General features: G+C 59.6%; 18 protein-coding genes. 4 read left to right on the forward strand and 14 right to left on the reverse strand.

Going from position 1 to position 21,594, the window contains the following annotated elements:
• Window position 1: 1 nt before the first annotated feature.
• From AO240_RS05825 to glyA, 4 genes are all read right to left on the reverse strand, one after another.
• Window positions 2–1,303, reverse strand: a complete 1,302-nt coding sequence (locus AO240_RS05825) for a fatty acid desaturase (RefSeq protein ID WP_099235523.1) — start codon at window positions 1,301–1,303, stop codon at window positions 2–4.
• A gap of 250 nt (window positions 1,304–1,553) precedes the next feature.
• Window positions 1,554–2,276, reverse strand: coding sequence for a LuxR family transcriptional regulator (locus AO240_RS05830; RefSeq protein ID WP_099235524.1), 723 nt, complete (start codon window positions 2,274–2,276; stop codon window positions 1,554–1,556).
• Window positions 2,277–2,486: 210 nt separating this feature from the next.
• Window positions 2,487–3,572 carry a pyridoxal phosphate-dependent aminotransferase gene (locus AO240_RS05835; RefSeq protein ID WP_099235525.1) on the reverse strand — a complete coding sequence of 362 codons (1,086 nt, stop codon included), beginning with the start codon at window positions 3,570–3,572 and terminating at the stop codon, window positions 2,487–2,489.
• A gap of 97 nt (window positions 3,573–3,669) precedes the next feature.
• Window positions 3,670–5,028, reverse strand: coding sequence for a serine hydroxymethyltransferase (glyA, locus tag AO240_RS05840; RefSeq protein ID WP_099235526.1), 1,359 nt, complete (start codon window positions 5,026–5,028; stop codon window positions 3,670–3,672).
• A gap of 276 nt (window positions 5,029–5,304) precedes the next feature.
• Here glyA and AO240_RS05845 point away from each other — a divergent pair, with 276 nt between their 5' ends.
• Both AO240_RS05845 and AO240_RS05850 read left to right on the forward strand, forming a co-directional pair.
• On the forward strand, window positions 5,305–5,910 hold the full coding sequence (locus AO240_RS05845) for a helix-turn-helix transcriptional regulator (RefSeq protein WP_099235527.1): 606 nt from the start codon (window positions 5,305–5,307) through the stop codon (window positions 5,908–5,910).
• Entirely contained in the window at window positions 5,897–6,781 is an 885-nt protein-coding gene (locus AO240_RS05850; protein ID WP_099235528.1) for a queuosine precursor transporter, read from the forward strand. Before AO240_RS05845 ends, AO240_RS05850 begins: the two co-directional genes overlap by 14 nt.
• A 42-nt stretch (window positions 6,782–6,823) precedes the next feature.
• Here the strand turns inward: AO240_RS05850 and queC are convergent, their stop codons facing one another.
• From queC to hmpA, 8 genes are all read right to left on the reverse strand, one after another.
• A complete protein-coding gene (gene queC / locus AO240_RS05855) occupies window positions 6,824–7,522 on the reverse strand; it encodes a 7-cyano-7-deazaguanine synthase QueC (protein ID WP_099235529.1) in 699 nt (232 codons plus the stop codon).
• Window positions 7,523–7,625: 103 nt separating this feature from the next.
• Window positions 7,626–8,513 (reverse strand): heme o synthase, encoded by an 888-nt coding sequence (gene cyoE / locus AO240_RS05860; RefSeq protein ID WP_099235530.1) that lies wholly within the window; start codon window positions 8,511–8,513, stop codon window positions 7,626–7,628.
• Window positions 8,514–8,524: 11 nt separating this feature from the next.
• Entirely contained in the window at window positions 8,525–8,860 is a 336-nt protein-coding gene (cyoD, locus tag AO240_RS05865; RefSeq protein WP_099235531.1) for a cytochrome o ubiquinol oxidase subunit IV, read from the reverse strand.
• Entirely contained in the window at window positions 8,860–9,486 is a 627-nt protein-coding gene (locus tag AO240_RS05870; RefSeq protein WP_099235532.1) for a cytochrome o ubiquinol oxidase subunit III, read from the reverse strand. The genes cyoD and AO240_RS05870 overlap by 1 nt, the downstream gene beginning before the upstream one ends.
• 3 nt (window positions 9,487–9,489) lie before the next feature.
• Window positions 9,490–11,508, reverse strand: a complete 2,019-nt coding sequence (cyoB, locus tag AO240_RS05875) for a cytochrome o ubiquinol oxidase subunit I (RefSeq protein ID WP_099235533.1) — start codon at window positions 11,506–11,508, stop codon at window positions 9,490–9,492.
• Window positions 11,509–11,511: 3 nt separating this feature from the next.
• Entirely contained in the window at window positions 11,512–12,453 is a 942-nt protein-coding gene (gene cyoA, locus AO240_RS05880) for a ubiquinol oxidase subunit II (RefSeq protein WP_099235534.1), read from the reverse strand.
• Between the two features lie 794 nt (window positions 12,454–13,247).
• Window positions 13,248–13,754 carry a disulfide bond formation protein B gene (locus tag AO240_RS05890; protein WP_099235535.1) on the reverse strand — a complete coding sequence of 169 codons (507 nt, stop codon included), beginning with the start codon at window positions 13,752–13,754 and terminating at the stop codon, window positions 13,248–13,250.
• Between the two features lie 250 nt (window positions 13,755–14,004).
• On the reverse strand, window positions 14,005–15,186 hold the full coding sequence (hmpA, locus tag AO240_RS05895; RefSeq protein ID WP_099235536.1) for an NO-inducible flavohemoprotein: 1,182 nt from the start codon (window positions 15,184–15,186) through the stop codon (window positions 14,005–14,007).
• A gap of 147 nt (window positions 15,187–15,333) precedes the next feature.
• Here hmpA and norR point away from each other — a divergent pair, with 147 nt between their 5' ends.
• Window positions 15,334–16,887: a nitric oxide reductase transcriptional regulator NorR gene (norR, locus tag AO240_RS05900; protein ID WP_099235537.1), complete on the forward strand. Its 1,554-nt coding sequence runs from the start codon at window positions 15,334–15,336 to the stop codon at window positions 16,885–16,887.
• A gap of 140 nt (window positions 16,888–17,027) precedes the next feature.
• Here the strand turns inward: norR and AO240_RS05905 are convergent, their stop codons facing one another.
• Complete coding sequence (locus AO240_RS05905) at window positions 17,028–17,930, reverse strand: DMT family transporter (protein ID WP_099235538.1); 903 nt, start codon at window positions 17,928–17,930, stop codon at window positions 17,028–17,030.
• Between the two features lie 138 nt (window positions 17,931–18,068).
• Here AO240_RS05905 and AO240_RS05910 point away from each other — a divergent pair, with 138 nt between their 5' ends.
• On the forward strand, window positions 18,069–18,947 hold the full coding sequence (locus tag AO240_RS05910) for a helix-turn-helix domain-containing protein (protein ID WP_099235539.1): 879 nt from the start codon (window positions 18,069–18,071) through the stop codon (window positions 18,945–18,947).
• A gap of 4 nt (window positions 18,948–18,951) precedes the next feature.
• Here the strand turns inward: AO240_RS05910 and AO240_RS05915 are convergent, their stop codons facing one another.
• Entirely contained in the window at window positions 18,952–21,459 is a 2,508-nt protein-coding gene (locus AO240_RS05915) for a LuxR C-terminal-related transcriptional regulator (protein WP_099235540.1), read from the reverse strand.
• Between the last annotated feature and the right edge of the window lie 135 nt (window positions 21,460–21,594).

Consider the following 21,594-nt stretch of genomic DNA (forward strand, 5'->3'; position numbering starts at 1 on the left):
TTCAGTAGTGAGTGGCGGTTGCGGACGGTTGCGGCGACGCCACGTCATCCAGCGCCAGAAAAATGTTCTGCGGAAATTCAGCCACGCGGTGCAACAGGTGCAAGTACCAGTGGGTGCCGTAGACCGCTGATACTCGGGTCTTGACCTGGCCCTGGTCCTTGATCGCCTTGATCAGCTCGGGGCGCACACCGTGAAGCATCTCCAGCTCGCCTCGGCTGGCGACCTGGCTGGTGAGGATTTCTTGCACCAGCAACGGGTCTTGCGTGGCAAAGGCGTAGTTCGTGCTGGCGCCGTTGATGCGGTCCAGCAAGCCCAGGTAACGCTCATTCAGTTGCTCGCCACGCGGCAACGCAATGGCCGCCGGCTCAGCATAGACACCTTTGACCAAGCGGACTTTGCAGCCGGTGGCGAGGATCGCCGCAAGGTCATCGGGCGTGCGCATGTTCCAGTGAGGAATAGCCGGGTGCAGGTGATGCACCAAGTGGTAGTTGTCGTCATGGCGACCGAAAAAGAAGTTTTCCAACGCGTTGCCCTTGCGATTACGCGTTAGCAGCAGCTTCTCGGTCTCAGCGGCCGGCAACGGGTAATGCTCGGCCAACTCAATGATCCAGCCCACGGCCACGGCGGTGGTGAACAGCGGCACCAGCCAAAACAGCAGCAGTTGCGCGACCACGCCGAACCATGCGGCAACCGCAACGATTACCGCCCAATAAGCCCACAGCATGATGCGTTCGTTGCGCAGCTTTTTGTCTGCCCCTTGGGCTTTCACGCGGTCCTTGATGATGTAGTTGATGTACTGCACGGTCCGGTAGCCGGACGAGGCCATCACGACGTTCTTGAGAAAGAACTCACGTTCACTCTGCTTGACGTAGTACAGCCCGCATTTGAGGTGGAAGTTGTAGTCCGGGTCTTTTTCCGGATGGCCCAGGTGCACATGGTGATTCTTGATGTGCGAGGTGCTGTAGGACTGGTGCAGGTGAAAGATCAGATAGCCCGACAGGAACGTACCGGAAACCCAATTGATCGCGCGGTTATTGGCCAACATTTTGTGCGCGGACTCGTGCAGCACATTTGCCAGGGCACGCTTTGTGGTGCCAATCAGAAACAGCGAAACCGGGTAAAACCAATAGCTGATACCCAACGACAGGTAAATCGCGAAGGCAATGATTGCGTAGTCCTTACCCAACGCGATGGCCCAGTGGTAGTTATCTTTTTTGCACAGATGCTTGAGCATCCCGAAGGTTTCACGGGAAATGCCCGCCGCGTATTCGCCAGCAGGTTCGTTATTCTTATCGACCAGCATAATCACTCCATAATTAAGCGGCACGCTGTAACACCGTGCTCATTGCTGGGCGCAGGTATTTTTTGCGGTGTTGCAGCTATTGTTATTTTTTGCCTGAGCTAGACTCATTGGCTGCAAAAAAACTAAAGCACCGCTCGATGGCGAACAAGCTGCCCTTTTAGACAGGTAGGCCCGAATGACGCGCATACGCGAGCGCTCGCCGGTGAAAAAACACCGGCGAGCGTGAGGTTTATGCAGGGATGCGTGGGGATCAGGCCTGTTCGCTGATATAACCGAGGTGCAGCGCCTTGCGGATTGCCGACTTGCCGTTGGTGACATCCAGCTTGCTGCAGACGTTCTTCATGTGGAATTTGACGGTGCGCGGGCTCATGGCGGCCAACAGTGCTATTTCGTTGTAGGTTTTGCCCAGGCTGGTCCAGGTCAATACCTCGGTTTCTCGCGGCGTCAGTACGCTGTCGTGCGCCGGCGCGGCGGGTACGGGTGCTGGTGCGCAGCGTTCCAGGGCTTCGTCGTAGACCGAGACCAGCAGCATCTGCAGCTCACTTTTGTTGGCCAGCACCGTGTCGCGAAATTGTTGCTCTTCGCCGAAGCTGCACAAGTTGAGGATCGAGTAAAAACCCCGGTTGCCATGCACGATAAAGCTCGCGCCTTCGCCTACCGGCGCACACGGGCCGGGCACCGGGACGGCTTCAGCGGCAGGCGTGAGGAGGTTTTCATCACTCCAGAAAAACGGTTTTACGCGGCCCTTGGACAAGGACAGCAATTGGCCACGCTGGTAAAAACCATCCGCCGAGTCGGCCCTGTCCAGCACATCGGGGTAATTGGTGATGATTTCCGCTTCGTCCAGCGTCGGCCCACATTGGTAAACCTCGAAGTGCCCCAACCCACGCCGGGTCAGCTCGGCATCGAGCAATTGGCGTACATCGGCGGGCTGTATGGACAGGGTGTTACTGGCTTGACCATCGCGTCGCATGATTGTCGTCCCTGATGATTGACAACGATGAGGCTAACGCTCTGACAGCAATGCTTCAATCCCGAAGCCTCTGATCAGAGTCGACTCACATCGTAGGAAATATCTCTAACACTAAGGCACGAATGGAACATGCCGTAACAGCCGTGTCCAGTGCTTAGTGGGGCAAGCCAACCACAGGCAGCCAGTGACGATTTACACCGGCCTTTCGGGTCAGGTCACCTGCGCCGCAAAAACCTCACGAAAGCGTTGCATCTCGTGTTTATTGCCCACGGTTACACGCACCCACTGCGGCCAGTCTTTCCACACGCGCCCGATCAGTACGTTGTGTGCGGCCAGCCGTTCAATTACCTGCTCCGCTGGTTGCTTTACGTCGATCATGAAGCAATTGCTCTGCGACGCCGTGCAGGTAAACCCCCGGCCCTGCAGCCAGGCCACGGTTTCATCACGCAGTTGGGTGTTGAGCGCCTTGCGATGCGGTAGCAGTTTGATGTCTTCCAGGCTTGCGCGGGCGCCGAGCAACGTGGAAGCCGCCGGCACATTCTCGCCGCCGAACACCGCCAGCCGTTCCAGCAGCGCCGGGTGGCCGATCGCGAGGCCAAGACGCGCGCCGGCCATGCCGTAGATTTTCGAGAACGTGCGCAGCACCAACACGTCGTCGTGGTCCTTGACCCAACTGACGCAACTGGCCGCCTCAGAGAAGTCGATGTAGGCCTCGTCCACCACTAACACGCTGCCTTTGGGTTTGTTCGCCAAGGCCTGTCGAAGCGCCTCGGGCGGCGTCAGCGTGCCAGTCGGGTTGTTGGGGTTGCACACATACAGCATGCCCGCCTGGGGGTCGGCTGCGAGCATCGCCGGCAGGTCATGCGCGTGCGCAGCGTCCAGGCTCACCTCGTGCACCGGCGCCTGCCACGATTCGGCAGCCTGGCGCGGCACTTCGTAGGACGGCGTGGCCATCACCAGGCCGCGGCTTGGGCCGGTGAACGCCAAAACCGCGTAACGCAGGGCTGCCATGGAGCCGGCAAACACCGCCACCTGTTCTTCGGCAATGCCTTGCTGCTGGGCAAACAGCGCGGCCAACGCGTACATGTGCCTGTAGGGATAACGCGCGGAAATGCCAACCCCGCGCTGCATCGCCTCGCGGGCGGCGGCTGAGGGGCCGTAGGGGCTTTCGTTGTAATTGAGCCGCACCGTGTCGGCCTTGGTCGGCGAAGGGCTGGCGACCGCCCAATCCAGGCGCCCGAGTACCGGCAGGGCCGCACCGAGGGCGAGAAGGGAGCGACGGCTGACGCTGACCATGGGGACTACTCCTTGTAGGCGGGTGATGGGTTCGCAGTGCTCGTACACAGGAATATGACGAGGAAAGCGCCGGCTGATTTAACCGGGCACCCGCGAATCAGCCCTCCAGGTAGTCGCCAATCGGATACTCGGCACACAGCGCTTGCACCTCGGCACGCAACTGCTCGCGCACCGCCGGTTGCAGTTGGTAATCCAGCTCGCCCAGCGGCGTGACGTTGTCGAGTACTCGACACACCAGCGCAACAACTTGCCGGCAGCCCTCACGGTCGACCAAGCGTTGGGCCATGGCGCCGGTGCCGATACATAACCCGCTGGTCACCCAGGACGAGCGCGCATCGCCCGGTACGCGATGCTTGTTGACGACGATGCCGCAAGACTCCAGCGCCGACTCCGCAATGTAGCCGGTCACGCCGCCCTGCAACGTGACCAGCACCGCAGGGTTTTCACTGCAGCCACCGACGACATGGTAGCCGTGGGCCTGAAACGCATCGGTGACTTCATCGGCAAGTGTGCGAAAACGCCCCATGCAGGCGTCGAATTGCGCGGTTTTTGCGTAACCGAAGGCGGCGGCTTTTGCCGCGATCAGGTTGACCGCCGGTGCGCACTGCGTGCGCGGCGACGCGGCGTGATCGAGCACGCGGCTGAAGGTCGAGCGCAAGCCGGGCACCTTGGTGTTGGCATCTCGACCACACAGAATCAAGCCGCCACGCGGGCCGCCGAGTTGCGTGTGGGTGCATGTGACGGTGACGTGTGCAGCGTTGATCGGGCTCGGATGGCGCCCGGTCACCACCAGCCCGGCGATGTCGGAAATATCAGCCAACAAAATCGCACCCGCCTCATCGGCAATCGCGCGAAACCGCTCGAAATCCAGCCCTCGCGAGTAAGCCGAGGCGCTGCACAGGATGATGCGCGGGCGGTGCGCCAGGGCCAGGCTGCGCACCTGCGCGTAGTCGATCAGGCCTTCGCGGGTGATGCCGTAGCGAACGGCCTTGTAACACGCCGCGCTGATGAACACCGCCGGGCTGCCGAGGGCAACATCGCCGGCATCGTCATTGGCCATGTCCAGTAAGGTATCGCCAGGCTCAAGCAGTGCCGAGAGCACCTGCGAAATCGCGTTGCACGCCGATTCCGACTGCACGCCAGCGTAGTGGGCGTCGAACAGCTCGCGCGCTCTGCGAATGGCCAGCGCTTCGACCTGTTCGACGTTCTCGCAGCCGCTGCCCCGGCGTTTGCCCGGCCTGCCTTCGGCCGTCACATTGACCAGCGCCGAGGCGCAGGCCACCAGGGTTCGCGGCGTTACGGCGCAGGATGAGGCAACCAGAGAGAGGGTGCGGTGTTGCCGGGTGACTTCGGCATCGAGGAGGCTTGCAAGCTCGAAATCTTCTGCTTGCAGCGCCGTCAGGCCGCGACGCAGCAGGTCGGCCTGGGTTTTCAGTTGTACGGTATTGACTGCCATCAGTGCAGGTCCCTTGCTGGGCGTTACGGGCCGATTCGTCCTGAACCGAGCGGTTAATTAAACAGGAAATTAAACATTTTCCAAATTAAATGTGTTTTTTTGCATGCCCTGGGCTCCGCCAAAGCGCCGTGGGTGCGCAGCCGGGGCTTTATTGTTGGGGTTAACGCATGCAACACTTGCGCCGCCGCAACGCCAGATGCGCCTCGGGAACGGTCACTCCAGCGTGTGATTGGCTGCAAAAATGGACAGTTATGACTAAAAGGGAGTGGTGAGCACTTGATACACCGACGGGAAAAAACCGAGCACTTGAAGAGCAACATCAAGTATTTGATCAAGAGTCGTGGCGAAACGCAGCTGTCGTTATGCAGTGCCGCCGGCCTGACCAGAACCACCATCTACAACATCCTTGAAGGCAAGGTCGTCAACGTCCAGCAGTCGACCATCCGCAAGATCTCCGACTTCTTCGGCGTGTCTTACGACGAAATCGAGACCCTCGATTTTGAAGCCAAGGAAATCATCGAAAGCAGTGTTTCGCCGCAGGGCAACATGAACCCGGCGGCGGTGCCGATTCTCAAGCAAAGCCTGGTGATTCGAAACCTGGACAAGCGTATTGGCGAACTGGCCACGCTGTACCCGCTGACGTACTACTTCGGCACCTCCCACAACCTGATCGGTGTGCGACTTGAGCATGCGATTTCCGGCAGCTATGAACCGGGCGATTTACTGATCGTGCAAAAAGGCGCGTCGAGCCTTGGCAAAGACAAGCTGGTGTACGACCGGGCCAGCAAAAAAATGTTCATCACCTTTGACGCCTGCGCCAGCTCAGAGCGCGTGTGTGTGGTCGGCGACATCATTGAGGAGCGCTTCAATGACAACGCATGAAGACGCTGTTGAAAACAGCAAATACAAGTTGCTGGGGTTTGAGAATGACAAGCGCCTGGCGGTGATCATGGTGATCGCCACCGGCAAGGTCATCAAGAAAAAGATCAGTGAAGTGATCAACAGCGAAATAATGGATAACCTCAACAAAATGGAAGTTAAGAACATGTACAAGAAGTTTTATTCACAGGGGGAGACACTCACGGCCTACGACCTGAACGACCGCAATGAAAGCTCGTGGATGATTTACATCATCCTGAACTTGCTGCTGTTCACTTTTTATATTTTTACCAGTATTGCCGCGACCAAACCGCTTTACCTGGAGTCGCTGGGCATCATCGTTACGCCGGGCACGTTTCTTTACCCGCTGACGTTTTTGATTGTGGATTTGCTCAACGAGCAGTTCGGCTTGCGCCTCGCCAGAAGGGCCATTCTGTTCGCGTTTGCGAGTAACGCGATGATCATCATCTTGCTCTATGGCTCTACGTTTTTGCCGGGGCTGCCGGGCTGGAAGCTTGATGGCCCGTACAATGACGTGATCATTCAAGTGTCTTCGGTATTGGTCGCCTCTTCGGTGTCGTTCCTGGTGTCCGAGAATATAAACTCGTACTTGCTGTGCAAGATCAAAGAACTGACCAACTCCAAATACTTGTACCTGCGCATCTTCCTCAGTACGTTCTTTGCGGTGATTATCGACAGCTTCCTGTTTTGCTTCATCGCCTTCTACGGCGCCATGCAGACCAGTGACATCCTGAGCATGATCTACGTGCAAATCGCGATCAAAGTCGGCTTTGCGTTTTTCAACATCTTGCCCGCCTACGGTGCGCGTGCGTTGTTCAAACGCTGGATCACCGGTAGCGCTACCGCGGCCTGATTCAACAAGACGCCGACGGGGCACCCCATCGGCGTCAGTGCCTTAGCTCAGCTGCAACTTCTGCTTCAGGCTCTGCATGACGGCCGGCTTGTTCTGCAGGTAGTCATTCAGGCCACGCGCACGAAGGTTGCACGCGTCGCAATTGCCACAGCCGGTGCCGATAATCCCGTTGTAGCAGGTCAGGGTCTGCTCACGCACCAGCTCAAGCTGGTGGTGATAATCGGCCAATGCCCACGTCTCGGCCTTGTTCAGCCACATCAACGGGGTTTCCAGGCGTACGTTGTATTCCATGCCGAGTTCAAGCGCCTTGTTCAGCGCTTTGACGAACTCATCGCGGCAATCGGGATAACCCGAGAAGTCTGTTTCGCAGACGCCGGTAATCACGGTTTCGGCCTTTACCTGGTACGCGTAGATCGCAGCCAGGGTCAGGAACAGGATATTGCGCCCTGGCACAAAAGTGCTCGGCAGGCTGTCGCCTGAGCTGCTCACGGTCGGCACCGGGATGTTGTCGCGGGTCAGGCTGCTGATGGCCAACTCGTTGAGCAACGACACGTCCATGACTTTGTGAACGGTGGCGCCCAGTTGTTTTGCCAGCTTTTGTGCGACTTCGATTTCTGCGACATGGCGCTGGCCATAATCGAAGGTAATGCAGTGCACTTCGTCATACAGCGGCAGCGCCTGGATCAGACAGGTCGTCGAGTCTTGCCCGCCACTGAATACCATAACGGCTTTTTTGGTCATTGCTTTGCTTCCTGCAGGTGTAAAAGGTGGGAATAGTTTAAAGGGCACGCCATAAAAAACCCCGCGCTTCTTGCGAAGGCGGGGCCTTTTATTGCTCGCACACTCAGTGGGCGTAGGTCAGCAACAGCTCTTTCGGCGCCTGGAAATCCAGAGACATCATCACGCTGAGCGCGGTGATGGTGAATATCGAGAACACGAACAGCTTGCGCGCCCACACGGTGTCATCCACCGCTTTGTAGCCGGTCCAGGCCATGTACAACCAGTACATGCCCATGGCGGCGGCAACGGCGAGGTAGCTCATGCCGGCGTAGCCACTGAAGGTCAACATCAAGGTCGCCACGAGGAAGGCCAGGATGTAGAGCAAAATGTGTTTCTTGGCGACTTGAATGCCTCGTTTAACCGGCAGAACCGGAATCGAAGCAGCCAGGTAGTCATTAAAACGGAAGATCGCGATGGCATAGGAATGCGGCATCTGCCACAGGCTGAACATCACCAGTAGCACCAGCGCGGCCATGTCGAAGCTATTGGTTACAGCCACATAACCAATCACCGGCGGCATCGCCCCCGACAGACTGCCCACCAGCGTGCCGTGAACCGACTTGCGCTTGAGGTACAGGCTGTAAAGGCCAACGTAGATAACAAAGCCGATCACGGCAAACAGCGCCGCCAGCGGGTTAGCTACCTTGTACAACAGCACCACACCGGCAACACCCAGGACGGTCGCGAACAGCAGTGCCAGTTTCAGGGAGATAAGGCCCTGCACCAGCACGCGATTCTTGGTGCGCTCCATCTTGACGTCGATGTCACGGTCGATGCAGTTGTTGAACACACAACCGGAAGCTACCACCAGGGACGTACCGATCATTGCTGCCAGGAAGATGGCCAGATCGACATGTCCCTTGGAGGCCAGGAAGAAGCCGCCTGCCACAGAAAGCACGTTACCGAAAATGATCCCCGGTTTGGTGATTTGGATAAAGTGCTTAAGCGACATCGGGTCTTACCTCACTTCGCCATCATGTAGGTGTGGATGCTGAACATGATCCACAGCGACAGGCCAACCAACAGAACGATCACCAGGCCTGCGAACACGAACGCAATCACGTTCTCACGCTGGGCTGCCGAGCGGTCCAGGTGCAGGAAGTACACCAGGTGAACCAACACTTGAATCACCGCGAACGCCAGGACGATCATCAAGGTGATCGACTTCGGCAAGGTTGGGTACATCACCAGGCCGAATGGGATCAGGGTCAGGATTACCGACAGGATGAAGCCGATAGCGTAAGACTTTACGCTGCCGTGGCCTGCATCGTGGCTGTCATGGGAGTTTGCATTAGCCATTACAGAGTCCCCATCAGGTAGACGACGGTGAATACGCAGATCCAGACCACGTCCAGGAAGTGCCAGAACAGGCTCAGGCAGCTCAGACGCGTCTTGTTGGTGCTGGTCAGGCCGTGTTTATTGACCTGATACATCATCACTGCCATCCACAGCAGGCCAGCGGATACGTGCAGACCGTGGGTGCCTACCAGCGTGAAGAACGCGGACAGGAAGCCGGAACGGTGCGGGCCGTAGCCTTCGGAGATCAGCAGGTGGAACTCGTTGACCTCCATGCCGATGAAGCCCAGGCCGAACAGGAAGGTCAGACCCAACCAGGTCAGTACGCCCTTCTTGTTGCCCTTGTAGAAGGCCAACATGGCGAAGCCGTAAGTGATCGAGCTGAACAACAGCAAGGCGGTCTCGCCGAGCACGTAGGGCAGTTCGAAGATGTCGTGGCCCGACGGGCCACCGGCAGTATTGTTTACGAGTACCGCGTACACCGCGAAGATCGACGCAAACAAAATGCAGTCGGTCATCAGGTAGAGCCAAAAACCGAATACGGTCGTTGGCCCGGCGTCGTGGTGATGGTCATCGTGCCCATGGTCATCGACATGGGCGTGTCCAGCATTGGTCACTAAGTTCGACATGGTTTAAGCCTGTTCCAACGAGGTTTCTACACGGTTGGCCGGGATTTTCTTCTCGGCTACCAGGCGAGCGTGTTGCTCGGCTTCGATGCGTTCGATCGTTTCGACCGGCACCATGTAGCCTTGATCGTCACGCGCTGCGTGAACGATGAAGTAACCGATGGTGCCTACCAGGCCCACGATTGCCAGCCACCAGATGTGCCAGATCATCGCGAAACCGAACACCGTCAACAGCGCACCCATCACCACGCCAGTGGCGGTGTTGTTTGGCATGTGGATCGGCTCGTAATGCTTCGGTTGCTGGTACGCAGTACCGTCTTCCTTGGCTTCGGTGAACGCATCGATCGTGTTCGCAGTAGGGATCACAGCGAAGTTGTAGAACGGCGGTGGCGACGAGGTCGACCATTCCAGGGTGTGGCCATTCCATGGGTCGCCCGACTCGCACATATTCTGCTTGCGATCACGCACGCTGACGTACAGTTGAATCAGCTGGCAGGCGATACCCGCAGCGATCATCAGTGCACCGAACATGGCAACGTACAGGTACGGTACCCACTCAGGGTTGGTAGTGGCGTTCAGACGACGGGTCATGCCCATGAAGCCCAGTGCATAGAGCGGCATGAACGCGACGAAGAAGCCCGAGATCCACAGCCAGAATGCAGCCTTGCCCCAGCCTTCGTGCAGCTTGAAGCCGAACGCTTTCGGGAAGTAGAAGCTGAAACCAGCGATGTAACCGAATACCGCACCGCCGATGATCACGTTGTGGAAGTGAGCGATCACGAACAGGCTGTTGTGCAACACGAAGTCAGCACCCGGAATGGCCAGCAGTACGCCGGTCATGCCGCCGATAGCGAAGGTCACCATAAAGCCCAGGGTCCACAGAACCTGGCTGGTGATACGCAAACGGCCGTGGTAGATGGTGAATAGCCAGTTGAATAGCTTCACCCCCGTCGGGATCGAAATCAGCATCGTCGCCAGGCCGAAGAAGGCGTTGACGCTTGCCCCCGAGCCCATAGTGAAGAAGTGGTGCAGCCAAACCATGAAGCCCAGTACCGAGATCGCGCCGGAAGCGTAGACCATCGAGTGGTGACCAAACAGGCGCTTGCCGGTAAAGGTCGAGATCACTTCAGAGAAGATACCGAACGCTGGCAGGATCAGGATGTACACCTCAGGGTGACCCCATGCCCAGAACAGGTTCACGTACATCATTGGATTGCCACCAAGTTCATTGGTGAAAATGTGGAAATCCAGGTAACGGTCAAGCGACAGCAGCGCCATGGTAGCGGCCAGGATCGGGAACGAAGCCACGATCAGGACGTTGGCCCAGGTGCAGGTCCAGGTGAAGATCGGCATGTCCATCAGTTTCATGCCAGGGGCGCGCATCTTCAAGACGGTGGCCAGGAAGTTGACCCCCGTCAGTGTCGTCCCGAGTCCTGATAACTGTAGCGCCCAGATGTAGTAGTCCACACCCACGCCAGGGCTGTACTGAATGCCCGACAACGGCGGGTAAGCCACCCAGCCGGTCTTGGCGAATTCGCCGACGCCCAGCGACAGGTTGATCAGTACAACGCCCGATACCAGCAGCCAGAAGCTCAGGGAGTTCAGGAACGGGTAGGCAACGTCACGTGCACCAATCTGCAGCGGCAAGGCAAGGTTCATCAGGCCGGTGAAGAAAGGCATCGCCATGAAGATGATCATGATCACACCGTGAGCGGTGAAGATCTGGTCATAGTGTTCAGGCGGCAGGTAACCAGGCGAACCCTCGGTGGCCATGGCCAACTGGGTACGCATCATGATGGCGTCGGCAAAACCACGCAGCAGCATGACCATGGCCACGATGACGTACATGACACCGATTTTCTTGTGGTCAACCGAAGTCAGCCACTCGGTCCACAGGTAGGTCCACTTCTTGAAGTAAGTGATACCTGCAAACAGTGCCAGACCACCCAGCGCGATCATGGCGATGGTCACCATCACGATCGGCTCGTGGAAAGGGACCGCATCCCAACTTAATTTACCAAACATCGTTTACTCCTCTGCCCCAGCAGTTGAATGCGAGCCTGTGTCAGAACCTTCAACCGCAGCCACTTCTTTCTTCTCGTGCTTGACCGGCTTGCCTGGTTTCATACCTTCGTACTTGTCGACGATTTTCTGAAACAGGTCCGGCGTGAACGCGGAGTACAGCGCAACAGGGTTGTTTTGGCTTGGTTTGGCAAGGGCTTCGTATTCAGCTTGATCAAGCTGTTTAGGTGCGGCCTTGACTTCGGCTACCCAGGCGTCGAAATCTTCCTGGCTCGTCGAGATCGCTTTGAATTTCATGCCGGTGAAGCCAGCGCCGCTGTAGTTAGCGGAGATGCCTTCCATTTCAGCTTTCTGGTTGGCGATCAGGTGCAGGCGGGTCTGCATGCCTGCCATCGCGTAGATCTGGCCGCCCAGCGCAGGGATGAAGAACGAGTTCATCACGGCGTCGGAGGTGATCCGGAAGTTAAGCGGAGTGTGCTCCGGGAACCGGATCTGGTTCACAGTGGCGATACCCAGGTCCGGGTAGATGAACAGCCACTTCCAGTCCAGCGCGACGACTTGGATGTTGATCGGCTTGACGTCCGATTCCAGCTCGCGGTACGGGTCCAGTGCGTGGGTGGACTTGTAGGTCACATAACCCAGGGCAATGATGATGAGGATCGGTACCAGCCACACAGCGACTTCGATCTTGGTGGAGTGCGACCACTTCGGCGCGTAGGTAGCGCTGGTGTTCGACGCACGGTATTTCCAGGCGAAGGCGAAGGTCATAATGATCACAGGGACCACGACCAGCAGCATCAGCAGGGTGGCGGTGATGATCAGGTTTCGTTCATCCAGACCGACCTGTCCTTTTGGGTCGAGCAAGGTCCACTTGCAGCCTCCCAGCATTAACATCATGCCAAGCAGCGGCAAAAAGCCTAGTAATCGGGGGTACCTGTTTTTACTCATCTCACGACCTCTAAAGCAGCTTGCGCAATGCAGTTGGGTTTTGATCGCCAACACTTCACCCTGCCAAGGGTTGGCATTTCTCTTCGATTGAATAAGAGCCTGCCCGGCACGCCATGACGAAGCGTTTCACGGACCTGCGGTGAGTTCTTATTCGATTTCGTGGCTAAAGGCCTTGTTACAGACCAATTCCATTTGGTGCGGACAGTTGAAAGGCTGCCGGAAACTGGGGTCGCACAGAGCGATCCGTCTGCCCCTCGACCACTCCAGTGCTCAAATACTGAACAGCACTGGACTTCCACTGCGGGCGATTGTAGTTAGCTAGCGATGTATAAACCATGTCTTATAAAGAAATAATTTTTATCGATTCCAGCAACAATCCTTCACCAATCCTGCAAAGATTCAGGATCTTATCGTGTTCGATTCTCAACAAAAACCACAAAAATTGCCGTGTTATTGCGCAGACCACACCCTCCCCTGCACCGTGTAGGGGCACGCAAACACGAAGAAAGTCCCCATAAAACAAGGCATTCGGACATCACCGAATGGCTCGGGCCGGGTTGCATTTGTGGCAGCGTTCAAACGATGAACTGACAGCACAATTTACCCGCCGGGCGCAAATTTATGCGGCGTTTCTACGCCTCAGCAGCCTACCGCGACAGGCTCCGTGTGACAACATGTCGCATGCTGCGCGCCGCAGACATTACCGCTCGTCACAACCCTTTCACACATCCCTGAGCACAAAAAACGCCCCGCCCTTCCTTATAAGGAGGGTCGAGGCGTTTGGGTGAATCGGTTCAGGCCCGGCGTTGGCGATTGCGGTAAATGCACAGTGGCACCAGGATCACCGTCAGCACGAACGCCACCAGCGCCCATTGCGCCAGCGACAGGCCGAGCACCGGCGGGTATGGGGTGCTGCAAAAGCCGTCAACCTGAAAGCCCAGCGGGAACACTTTGGCCAGCGGCAGCTCATCAACGATAGGCTGCAGCACGTCGACGCCGCAGCTCACTTCGGGGAAGAACTGCGTGTACACATGGTGGCCGGCCACCGCCACGCCACCCAAGGCGCTGACCACCACCAGCCCTTCAAACAGGCTGACCGCGCCTTTGCTGCGCATCGCGGCGCCGATGAATGCAAACACCGCGATCAACAGCAACGCATAGCGTTGCAGGATACACAGCGGGCACGGCGCCTCGCCCAACACCACTTGCATGTACAGCGCGCCGCCGATAAGCGCCAGGCAGATGATGCCCAGCAACACTAGAAAGCGTCGCTCCCTGCCTAAACGCAATTCGTCACTCATCCCCGTTTCCCTTTGCCTGATTATGGTTGTGCCTGATGGCCGCAAGTTTACACACAGAGTGTGGTTAAAACAGAGAGGGGTTAACGGGGGATTAATCGGCGCAAATAGCCAAGCCACTCTCTCAAGCAGAATGCAGTCAACTGTGGGAGCGGGCTTGCTCGCGATAGCGGTGTGTCAAATAAGTATTTCTCAACTGACACACCCAATCGCGAGCAAGCCCGCACCCACAAAAAGCACATTGTTGACCGTGTCACTCCAGCGCCGCCGCCGGGCCAAAAAACTCATAGCGACTTTGCTGCTCCGGCACACCCAACGCCTTCAGGTGCCGCTTGACCGCCGCCATGAAGCCTTTAGGGCCAAGGAAGTAAGCATCCAGATCACGCTGCTCGGGCAACCACGCCGCCAGCTGCGCCTGGCTCAACATGCCCACCCTGTGCGCCGCCGGGCGTGTGCCATCGTCTTCGGCATAGCAGTAAAAGCGTTTCAGTTGCGGGTGCATGGCCGCCAGGCCATCGACCCACTCGCGGAACGCATGCACCGAGCCGTTACGCGCGCAGTGGATAAAGTGCACCGGCCGCTCAGTCGCCAACGCCGCTTCGAGCATCGGCAATGTCGGCGTAATACCCACCCCGCCGCTGATCAGCACCAACGGTTTATCGCTGGCGACCAGGGTGAACTCACCCGACGGCGGGAACAGGTCGATAGTCGCGCCCACAGGCACTTGGTCATGCAGGTAGTTGGACACCCGCCCGCCGGGCTCGCGCTTGACGCTGATACGGTACACGCGCCCATCGCTCAGCGCCGACAGGGAATAATTGCGGCGCACTTCTTCGCCATCGAGCAACAGCTTCATGCCGAGGTACTGGCCCGGCGCGGCGGCCAGGATTGGCCCGTTATCCGCGGCGGCGAAATAGAAGGAGGTGATTTCAGCGCTCTCCTCCACGCGCTTGACCAGCACAAACGGCCGCGCACCGCGCCAGCCACCCGGCGCCTGGGCTTTTTGATCGTAGATGACGGCTTCGGCGCCTATCAGGATGTCGGCCAACTGGCCGTATGCCGCGCCCCAGGCACTCATGACCGCAGGCGTGGCGATCTCGCTGCCCAGCACTTCGCAGATGGCGCGCAGCAAGCAGGCGCCAACAATCGGGTAATGCTCCGGCAAAATCTGCAAGGCCACGTGTTTGTTGATGATCTTGGCAACGAGGTCGCCCAACGCGTCCAACTGGTCGATATGCCGCGCGTACATCAACACGCCGTTGGCCAGGGCGCGGGGTTGGTCGCCGCTGGCCTGATGGGCCTGGTTGAACAGCGGGCGAACCTGCGGATATTCGGCGAGCAGCATGCGGTAAAAATGCGTGATCAGCGCTTCGCCGCCGCTTTCCAACAACGGCACAGTGGATTGGATGATGGCACGGTCTTGGGCACTAAGCATGGCAGACTCCTGAGTCTTTTAACTGAATGCCTTTGCTTAGTCAGTATTTGTGCCAACCAATAAAACATTATTATTCAATAAGTTAAATGTAATGTAGTCAATATGACCTCTAGCACTTTATAGTCATATGGACTACAAGGAGTCATTATGACTGCACAATCGCTGCTCACTACCCTGCTGCCGCTGGTCGCAGACCTGTCTCGCGAGCTGCCCGAAGGCGAGCGTTACCGCCGCCTGCTGCACGCCCTGCGCGCCCTGCTGCCGTGCGACGCCGCCGCGTTGTTGCGGCTGGACGGCGACTGGCTGGTGCCCTTGGCAGTTGATGGTTTGAGCGCCGATACCCTCGGTCGGCGCTTCAAGGTCAGCGAACACCCGCGTTTCGCCGTGCTGCTGAGCAGCCCCGGCCCTACCCGGTTTGACAGCGACAGCGAACTGCCCGACCCCTACGACGGTTTGGTCGATGGCCTGCACGGCCACCTGCCAGTGCATGACTGCATGGGCTGCCCGCTGTTTATCGAGGATAAGCCGTGGGGCCTGTTGACCCTGGACGCGCTGGACACTGAGCGTTTCGAGCGCGTCGAGCTGGAAGCGCTGCAAGCCTTCGCCAGCCTCGCTGCGGCCACAGTCAACGTCGCCGAACATATCGAGCGCTTGGCATTGCGTGCCGAAGACGCGCACCAGCGCGCCGAAATCTACCGCCAGGCCAGCGGCCAACAGCACAAGGAAATGATCGGCCAGAGCAAGACTCACAAGCGCCTGGTCGAAGAAATCAAGCTGGTGGGCGGCAGCGACCTGACCGTGCTGATCACCGGCGAAACCGGGGTGGGCAAGGAACTGGTCGCCCAAGCCCTGCACGCCGCCTCCGCGCGTGCGGAAAAACCGCTGATCAGCCTCAACTGCGCCGCACTCCCCGAGACTTTGGTGGAAAGCGAGCTGTTCGGCCACGTGCGCGGCGCCTTTACCGGCGCGCTGAACGAGCGCCGGGGCAAGTTCGAGCTGGCGAATGGCGGCACGTTGTTTTTGGACGAAGTCGGCGAGTTGTCGCTGAGCGTGCAAGCCAAGCTGCTGCGCGTGCTGCAAAGTGGCCAGTTACAGCGCCTGGGCTCGGACAAAGAGCATCAGGTGGACGTGCGCCTGATCGCCGCCACTAACCGCGACCTCGCCGAAGAGGTGCGCAACGGCCGTTACCGTGCCGACTTCTACCACCGCCTGAGCGTGTACCCGCTGCACGTGCCGGCGCTGCGCGAGCGCGGACGCGATGTGCTGTTGCTGGCGGGTTTTTTCCTGGAGCAGAACCGCTCGCGCATGGGCTTGAGCGGCCTGCGCCTGACCAGCGACGCCCAATCGGCACTGCTGGCCTACAACTGGCCGGGCAATGTGCGCGAGCTGGAACATTTGATCGGGCGCAGCGCGCTCAAAGCGCTGGGTAACTGTCGCGAGCGCCCGAACATTCTGGGCTTGAGCGCGCAAGACCTGGACTTGCCCTGCGTCAGTGCGCCGCCGATGCCCGAGGCGCAGGCCGATGCTGCCGCCGCCGTCACCGTCACCGGCGACCTGCGCCAGGCCACCGAACACTATCAACGCCAGGTCATCAGCACCTGCCTGCAACGCCACCAACACAACTGGGCCAGCGCCGCCCGCGAACTCGGCCTCGACCGCGCCAACCTGGGCCGCCTGGCCAAACGGCTGGGCCTCAAATAACCCTCCGCCATTAGAAAGATGATCGAAGAAGCTCTGCATACCTTGCGCAAGCTGACGCGGAGCGTCACGGGATGCATGCCCACGCAGAGCGTGGGAACGATCAGACAGAAGGGCATCGCAGGCTAGCCAGCCCTCACGCATTAAATGGCCTTGGCCTGAAGCGTCGGGCTCGCAGGCCTGGGTTTGCGAAACACCAACACATTCCCCAGCATCACCAGCACCAACCCCGCCAAGGCTGGCGCGGTCCACTGGTAACCCTCGGCAAACGCCGACACATTCAGCGCCACCACCGGGAACAGCACCGTGCAATACGCCGCGCGCTCCGGGCCCATGCGGCCGACCAAGGTGAGGTAAGCGGTAAAACCAATCACCGACCCCGGGATCACCAAATACCAAAGCGCACCGACGTAGCGCGCACTCCAGTCCATGTCGAAGGGTATACCGCGCACCCCACAATAGGTCGCCAACATCGCCGCCCCGTACGCCATGCCCCACGCGTTGGTGGTCAACGGCCTGAGCCCGGCCTTCTGCTGCAAGCTGGAGAGCATATTGCCCGCCGAAAAACACATCGTCCCCAACAACGCCAAGCCCAGCCCCAGCAAGGTCTGCGGGCTGGCGGTGTGCCCTGCCAGCTCGGGCCAGAACAGCAAGCCCAAGCCCATCAACCCCAGGCCGCCGCCCATCAACACATTGCGCGCGACCCGCTGGCCAAAAAACACCCGCGCATTGAGGGCGTTCCACAGGGTGGCCGTGGAAAACACCACCGCCACCAAACCGCTGGGAATCCATTGGCTGGCGGTCAGAAAGCACATGAAGTTGACGCAAAACAGGCATAAGCCTTGCGCCAGGCAGATCAAGTGCCCGCGCCGGTTCATCACCTGCAACTTGCGGCTAAGCAGCAATACGACAAACAACACCAATGCCGCCAGGCCGAAGCGATAGACGATCGACACGGGAATCGCCACGACGCCCAGTTGCCATTTAAGCGCGATCCAGGTGGTGCCCCAGATCAGCACGGTGAGTAAATACAGGGAAAGGTTCATGGCAGGCTCCGGTGGTTGAGCCACAGTGTTGCTCGGCAACCCGCCGGCGCTCTTGCATATTCTTGCGCTTTTGTTGCGCTACGCGCTCACAGCCCGCGCGCTGCGGAGTACGATGCAAGGCGTCAACGAGTACACACCATGCCTGATCTGGAATCGCTGCACGTGTTTCAAGCGCTTAACCGCTCGCCCAACGCACGCCTTGAAGCCTGCGCCGAGCTCGGTGACGGCGTGTCTGCGGCGGTGTGGAGCAACCATCACGATGCACAGGATTACCAGGCGCCCAGCCACCATACGTTGTCGTGCTATATCGGCGGCGGCACCGGCACCTTTCGCCGCGACCAGCCGGGCACCAAAGGCGGCCCCGACAAACTGTGCATTTTGCCCGCCGAGCACCAGTCAGCCTGGGTGATCAACGGTGAGATTCGCCTGGCCCATGTGTATTTCAGCGCCGAGCAATTTGCCCTCGGTTGCGTCACCCTGCTCGACCGTGAGCCGCGTGAATTGCAATTGCGCGAAAGCACCTTTCTTGAAGACGCACACCAGGCCCGGCGCTTTCACCAGTTGATCGCCCTCAACTGGCACGAGCCCGCCGAGCGCTTGCTGACCAGCAGCCTGGCGCATGAAATGCTCAGCCACACATTGCTCAGCCAAGTCGGCGCGCGTGACGGGCTGCGCTTGAAAGGCGGGTTGGCGGCGCACCAACGGCGGCTGTTGGTGGACTACATCGACCACCACCTGCAAGACCCGATCAGCCTGAGCCAATTGGCCGCGATGTGTACGCTGTCGGAATACCACTTTGCGCGGATGTTCCGCCAAAGCTTCGGCCTGCCGCCGCATCAATACCTGTTGGCGCGGCGCCTGGCCCGCGCGCAAAGCCTGCTGCGCAGCGGCGCCCTGGCGCTGGGTGAAATTGCCTGGTTGTGCGGTTTCGCCAGCGCCAGCCACTTCAGCCAACGTTTTCGCCAGGCCATGGGCGCCACGCCTGGCGAATACCGCCAGGCGTTCTGCGCCGCCTGAACCTTCACGCCATCAACCCCAACGTCTTCGCCTTGGCCACCGCTTGTGTACGGCGCTCCACGCCGAGCTTGCTGTGGATGCGCCGTGCGTGGGTCTTGACGGTGTGCAGGGAGATAAACAGCCGATTGGCGATTTCCAGGTTGGAGTTGCCGAGGGCGATCAATTGCAGCACTTCCAGCTCACGCTGGCTCAGCGGGTTTTGCAGCGCAGCGCTGGGTGCCGCCTGCGCCTCCAGGCCCAGCTCACTCAATAGCCCTGGCGAGCGCAAACGCAGCTCGCGAATCGCCTGCTGCACCTGGCAACGTCCGGCCAATGCCAACCCGGCTTGCAGGGCGCGACGGGCCAGGGCCGCATCGCCGAGTTGCCAGGCCACCTCGCCCAATACCAGGTGCAATTCGGTCTCCAGGCACAGCATGCCGCGCTGTTGCGTGGTGGTGAGCAAGGCATTCAAGCGCGCCACAGGTTGATCGGCGCAGCCCAGTTTTACTTCGGCCAGCACCAGCAAATATTCGAGCCGCGGGATCAGTTCCAGCGTGGCCGGCGGCGCCTGTCGGGCCTGTGGCCCACGAAAGTGACGCAGCACTCGCCGCACCGCTGCCACGGTCAATTCGGCACGGCCCTGTTGCAGCCAAAAATGCCCGCTGACCAATAGCAGCACCGCGCGATACACCGTGTCCGGCACCTGCCGTTGTTGCATCAGGCGCTCGGCCTCACGCAGTTGGACAAAGGCCTGGGCGTAATCGCCGTGGTTCGCGGCGAGCAGCGCCAGGCCGAGAAACCCGTACAGCACGCGCTTGTCCTGGCTGTGCAGGCACAGCTTCAACCCGGCCTCGAAACACTCGGTGGCCAGGCTGTCGTGCCCTTGGCGCAGCGCCAAATGCCCGCGCCGCAAAGCGATTCGGCCTTCCAATGGCTGCGCCTTGAGCCGCTGCCGAGCCAGCATCGCCTGTACGTTTTCCAGCAGGCTCTGCGCCCGATACGGCACGCCGCGCTGCTCCAGCAATTGCGCGTGGTCCAGCTCCAGCAACGCCTCCAGCACCAGCGAGCCGTGCGCGCGGGCCAGGCACAGGGCTTCGCGGTTCAAGCCTTGCGCCACGTCCAACTCACCGCGCAACAAGGCTTGTTGGGTCAGGCCCGAAAGGCACATCAGGCGCGAGGTCCAGGCGCTGTCGGGCAAGGCTTGCAACGCCTCCAGAAAATGCTCGCGGGAGCGCTCGGCATCGCCGCCCAAATGCAGCAACCAGCCCCATTGCGCTTGCCAGCAGGCCAACAGATAGCGCTGTTGCGCCGCAGTCGGTTGCGGCGCGAACCGCGCGAGCTGGTCTATGCACGCTGCCGCCTGGTCGAACCGCCCGGCAAACAACAATGCGGCCGTCAACAGCCCCACAAGTTGCGCTGAGCCAAGCATCAGCTCATCGCCATGTTGCTCATGCAGGCGCAACAGCAGCACCACGTTTTGCTCGCGGAACAGGTCTTCAAAACTGAAATGCTGTAGCAGGCTGACAGCCACTTCATAGGCTTCGGCCAACAGCGCCTGTTCGAAGGCGGCTTGCCAGTCTTGTTGGCGGGTGAACCATTGGCAGGCACGCCGGTGCCAGGCGCGCTTGGCCGGCCAGGGCGCATCGCGGATCAATTGCGCCACGGGCGGGAACACCTGCAGCCAATCGGCGCTGTCGTCCCAGGGTTGGATAAACGCACCCAGCGCCTGCAAATCGCGCAGGTACTGATCGCCGTCGCCCGAACCGAACAGGTGCTCGCACAAGCCCGCATTGAATCGCGGCAAATGCGCCAACACCCGCCAGGCTTCGTCCAGTTCCATCGGCAAGGTGCGCAGCAGCTCGTGTTGCAGATAGTCGAGCAGGGTTTTTTCGGGGTGCCCGTCACCGAGCAAGGCGATGCGCACGCCGGCGCACCAACCGGCGCTGAACCGCATCACGCTGTCGACGCTGTGGCCGTGTCCATGGCAATGGCCGAGCAGTTGCTGGACCTCCGCAGGGCTGAAGAGCAAGTCAGTGCATTCCACTAGCTCGTCGTCGAGCAACAGCCGGGGCCAGTTGCACAGCGGGCGCCGCCGCGCACCCAGCCACCAGGTCAGCGCGGGGCTGCTGGCGCTGAGCAAGCGGTCGAGCAAAGCGTCCAGCGCGGGCGCGGGCAGGCGACAGAAATCATCGAAAAATAGCCATGCAGGGTTTTTCCAACGGCTGAGGTCGAGCAGCAAGGTCGCTTCGTCGACAAACGCCAGGCCGAGGTTTTGTGCGAGCCGCGAGCAGAAATCGACAGGGCTGAGCACGCTGCCGTTGAGTGGCAGCCAATACACCTGGCAGCCCGTCGGGGCCTGCAATGCACACTCGGCGAGCAGCGCGCTTTTGCCACTGCCGCCCGGCGCGCAGAGCAATTTCACACGTGCCTGCGCCGCGAGCAAAGGCCCGGCAAGGCGCGGGCGCAGCAGATGGTGGGCAGACAGCCGTGGCATGAATCCAGGACGGTCCAGGCAGCGTGTCATGGCGGTCATTGCTGCATCCTGCTTTTTTATTGTTATGCAACCTGCCGCCTACCCTAGTCCTGTGGGCGGCGGTTGTTGAAGAAGTATTCAGCGGGTTGATTGGGGAGCATCAATTGTGGCGAGCGGGCTTGCTCGCGTTGGGTT

This window comes from Pseudomonas sp. ICMP 460 (assembly GCF_002723595.1).
Lineage (GTDB): Bacteria > Pseudomonadota > Gammaproteobacteria > Pseudomonadales > Pseudomonadaceae > Aquipseudomonas > Aquipseudomonas kitaguniensis.

Coding starts and splice junctions, on each gene's coding strand:
- AO240_RS05825 (WP_099235523.1), bottom strand. CDS start 1,303: ATGCTGGTCGATAAGAATAACGAACCTGCTGGCGAATACGCGGCGGGC.
- AO240_RS05830 (WP_099235524.1), bottom strand. CDS start 2,276: ATGCGACGCGATGGTCAAGCCAGTAACACCCTGTCCATACAGCCCGCC.
- AO240_RS05835 (WP_099235525.1), bottom strand. CDS start 3,572: ATGGTCAGCGTCAGCCGTCGCTCCCTTCTCGCCCTCGGTGCGGCCCTG.
- glyA (WP_099235526.1), bottom strand. CDS start 5,028: ATGGCAGTCAATACCGTACAACTGAAAACCCAGGCCGACCTGCTGCGT.
- AO240_RS05850 (WP_099235528.1), top strand. CDS start 5,897: ATGACAACGCATGAAGACGCTGTTGAAAACAGCAAATACAAGTTGCTG.
- queC (WP_099235529.1), bottom strand. CDS start 7,522: ATGACCAAAAAAGCCGTTATGGTATTCAGTGGCGGGCAAGACTCGACG.
- cyoE (WP_099235530.1), bottom strand. CDS start 8,513: ATGTCGCTTAAGCACTTTATCCAAATCACCAAACCGGGGATCATTTTC.
- cyoD (WP_099235531.1), bottom strand. CDS start 8,860: ATGGCTAATGCAAACTCCCATGACAGCCACGATGCAGGCCACGGCAGC.
- AO240_RS05870 (WP_099235532.1), bottom strand. CDS start 9,486: ATGTCGAACTTAGTGACCAATGCTGGACACGCCCATGTCGATGACCAT.
- cyoB (WP_099235533.1), bottom strand. CDS start 11,508: ATGTTTGGTAAATTAAGTTGGGATGCGGTCCCTTTCCACGAGCCGATC.
- cyoA (WP_099235534.1), bottom strand. CDS start 12,453: ATGAGTAAAAACAGGTACCCCCGATTACTAGGCTTTTTGCCGCTGCTT.
- AO240_RS05890 (WP_099235535.1), bottom strand. CDS start 13,754: ATGAGTGACGAATTGCGTTTAGGCAGGGAGCGACGCTTTCTAGTGTTG.
- hmpA (WP_099235536.1), bottom strand. CDS start 15,186: ATGCTTAGTGCCCAAGACCGTGCCATCATCCAATCCACTGTGCCGTTG.
- norR (WP_099235537.1), top strand. CDS start 15,334: ATGACTGCACAATCGCTGCTCACTACCCTGCTGCCGCTGGTCGCAGAC.
- AO240_RS05905 (WP_099235538.1), bottom strand. CDS start 17,930: ATGAACCTTTCCCTGTATTTACTCACCGTGCTGATCTGGGGCACCACC.
- AO240_RS05910 (WP_099235539.1), top strand. CDS start 18,069: ATGCCTGATCTGGAATCGCTGCACGTGTTTCAAGCGCTTAACCGCTCG.
- AO240_RS05915 (WP_099235540.1), bottom strand. CDS start 21,459: ATGACCGCCATGACACGCTGCCTGGACCGTCCTGGATTCATGCCACGG.